Source organism: Sphingomonas sp., from assembly GCF_030145815.1.
GTDB lineage: Bacteria > Pseudomonadota > Alphaproteobacteria > Sphingomonadales > Sphingomonadaceae > Sphingomonas.
The window spans coordinates 1-2890 of record NZ_JAIXHL010000077.1 but is presented as its reverse complement, the minus strand read 5'-3'; the positions used below and the strand labels follow the sequence as shown (position 1 = coordinate 2890).

Annotated in this window: 3 protein-coding genes and 1 pseudogene; 1 reads left to right on the top strand and 3 read right to left on the bottom strand. The window is 63.9% G+C overall.

The genetic code is table 11. The features are described 5' to 3' along the window. Window positions 1–176: 176 nt before the first annotated feature. Complete coding sequence (locus KYX69_RS23085; RefSeq protein ID WP_066665084.1) at window positions 177–458, bottom strand: XRE family transcriptional regulator; 282 nt, start codon at window positions 456–458, stop codon at window positions 177–179. A gap of 11 nt (window positions 459–469) precedes the next feature. Continuing rightward, window positions 470–808, bottom strand: coding sequence for a type II toxin-antitoxin system RelE/ParE family toxin (locus KYX69_RS23080; RefSeq protein ID WP_066665091.1), 339 nt, complete (start codon window positions 806–808; stop codon window positions 470–472). 222 nt (window positions 809–1030) lie between these two features. Between KYX69_RS23080 and KYX69_RS23075 the strand changes: the two are divergent. Continuing rightward, window positions 1031–1183 (top strand): annotated as a pseudogene (locus KYX69_RS23075) (transcription elongation protein SprT); the annotation flags it as partial. Here KYX69_RS23075 and KYX69_RS23070 read toward each other — a convergent pair. Beyond that, window positions 1184–2890 (bottom strand): vitamin K epoxide reductase family protein (locus KYX69_RS23070; protein ID WP_300501679.1); only part of this gene is annotated, 1707 nt, incomplete at its 5' end.

The following is a 2890-nucleotide window of genomic DNA, read 5'->3' as shown; positions in this document are numbered from 1 at the left end:
CCGGATGGGCCCTCAAGCCCGCTTCGAGTCAATGCAACGCCCGGCCTTGTGAGACCCGATACAGCACCACCGACCCATCGGCCGGCGAGTGCGGACAGATCCTTGAGACCCTCAAGGGACAACCGCCAAGCAACTGCAAATTACAGATCCTGACCCTAAGCGATTATGCGAATAACCTATGCAGCTTCTTCGAGCTGGATATGCAGCTTGAAACCCGCCGCCGTGGCGACGTTGACGAGGGCGTCCAACGAGAACTTATCGAGCTTGCCGCGCAGGAGATCGTTCAGCCTGGGGCGGGTCAGGCCGAGCCGCTTAGCAGCTTTTTCTTGCGGCACGTCCCACGACTTCACCCGCTCACGGATGCTCAGCAGCAGGTCCGCGCGCGCCGTCAGGTTCGCCGCTTCCGCCGGCGTGTCGGCGAGCGCGTCAAAGACGCTATCGAAGGTTTCGACAGTCATAGGTTCGGCGCTCATTGTTCTGCCTTCCAAGTTTTCAGCCGTTTCGCGGCCAGGTCGATGTCCTTTTGCGCAGTCTGTTGTGTCTTTTTCTGAAACCCATGAAGCACAAGCACCCTGTCCGGCAGCGTCGCCAAATAGATCACCCGGAACGCGCCCGACGCTTCCCTGATCCTTATCTCCCTTACGCCCGCCCCCACGGTTTTCATCGGCTTCCAATCCGAGGGATCGAGGCCCGTCTGCACCGCCCGGAGTTCGACGCCCGCACTGTAACGGGAATCGTCGGGGAAGTTTCGTAGCGCCTCCCGACTGTCGCCGAGGAAATGGATCGGCTTCGTGGTCGTAGGCTCCATCAAAGTACCTGTATCAGAACCGAGACAGTAACGCAACCGGATCGGTCATGCGCGCCCCGCCCGTGCGGGCCGCGCGCTATCTCCGCTAACGCTCCGATCGAGCCGCCCTTGGCGTCTCGCCCCATGCGGGTGGCAATCGCTCGCGCGGGCGGGTAGGCCCGCCCAGGATGACGCCGGCGATGCCGGCGGAGATCTTCGTCAGGAGGGGAAAGGGAGCGCCGCCCCCTTCCCCATGCCCGGCTCGACACGGACGGCGAGACCACGCGGCCCAAGAAGCAGGCGGCGCGGATGCTTAAATGCGAGTGCGCGGCGTGCGGCTACACGGTGAGGACCGCGCGCAAATGGCTGGAGACGGCGGGCGCGCCCTTATGCCCGTCAGATCACGTACTTGTCCCAGCTTGCATAATGCTCGGCGCTGCGCTTGCCGCGCGGCAGGCTGAGCCCGATGAGCCCAATGCCCGCTACGACCGAGGCCACGGCACCAAGGTGACCAACGCCGTCCAGGAGGAAAGGCGCGGCCACGAGCCAGGCTCCGAACGCGACGTTGATCAGCCGTAGCGCACGGGCAACCTCCGCGGTGGCGATGATCGCGACCGTGATGACCAGCGCACCCACAACGTGATCGCTGTTCGCCATACCGCCTTCCGTGCCGAACAGCACCCGTGTGAGCATGAGCAGGACGCCGATGACGATGCTCGCAATCAGCGTCCATGGCAGGGTCAGACCTTTCTTCGCGTCTGCCCAGAAGGTGCTTGGCGAGGCCATCGCGTCGGACGTGTCCTCTCCACCGGCTTCGATCGCATCACCTTGGAAGAAGGTGCGGATGAGCGGTTTGCCTTGCCGGCGTGCCCAGAGAAGAAACTGACCCATTGCAATCACCTCGTCGAGCGCGAACGGGATCATGATCAGCATGGCGAGCGCAGCGATCAGCGCCAGGGTGCTCCATGTGCCGATAACGATTGGCTGGCTGATGATGAAGTAGATGCTGACCACGCCGAGCGGAATGACCAGGATGCCGAAGAAGGTGACCATCCACGGCATCGTCCGCCAGCGGTCGCGGGTGCCCATGACCGCCATCAGGATCTCGAGCACGTAGCTGATCGTGCCGAGACCTCCATCCGGGATCGGCCATGCTTTCGACATGTCCGAGGTGATGATCTCCTCCGTGCCGTTGCGCGGGTCGGTCAGCGATCCAACGAAGAAGGGCTCCCACGCGGTGTCGATATGGCCCAGCTGGTAGGCCGTTAGGATGCGGGAGGTGAGAAGGCCTATCAGGCCCATGGCGACGATCGGGAGCCGCTGCGCGTCCGTGGACGGCGAATAGGTCCAGCCAGGCGGGATGTTCTTGGGGTCCATCATGCCGGCCATGCTCATGCCCGGCATCATCGGCACGAGCACCGACAACGCGATCACGGCCGAGCCGACGAGCAGGTTGTTGTTGTACTGCGCGGCGCTCGGGCTCCAGAAGATCAACGGGGCGAAGAACAGCCAGATGCCGACGAACGCCACCGCCCACTGCGCCCACGTCTTGGTCCGGGATGAGAGCGACAGGGCACCGAACAGCGCAATCGCTAGACCGCTGAGGAGATCGCTGATCGCCAGTGCGCTTGCGCGCCATTCGACTGAAGGCAGACCGCGATCGACGGTGACGAAGCGTGCCGCCGCGCCGACACTCTCCGTGGTCACCGAGTCGTAGATGAGCGGGCTCGAGGCGAGCCACAGACCCAGACCGATGTTTGCGTAAAGCGCCCAGCGCGCGCGGCGCTCGTCGCGGTCCATTATGGCCATGTGATCGCCGTGTACACCGTGGCTGGCCATCGCCATGTCCGCCCCGCCAGGTCCGTGCCCCATGGCTGCATGGTCCATGCTGCTATGGTCCACAGCCCCGCGATCCATGCCGGCCATCCCATCGCCTGCCGCGGCGGGTTGATGGCCCGCCTCCGCAGGTTTGGAAGCTGGATTGTCGTTCCAGGCGACCAGGTTCTCGTTGAGCTTGTTGTTCCGATACCAGGCCCGCGGATGGCGCTTCAATGCGGCAACGATCGTCGGCAGCGTGTCGCGAAGATTGTGCTTCGGCTCCCA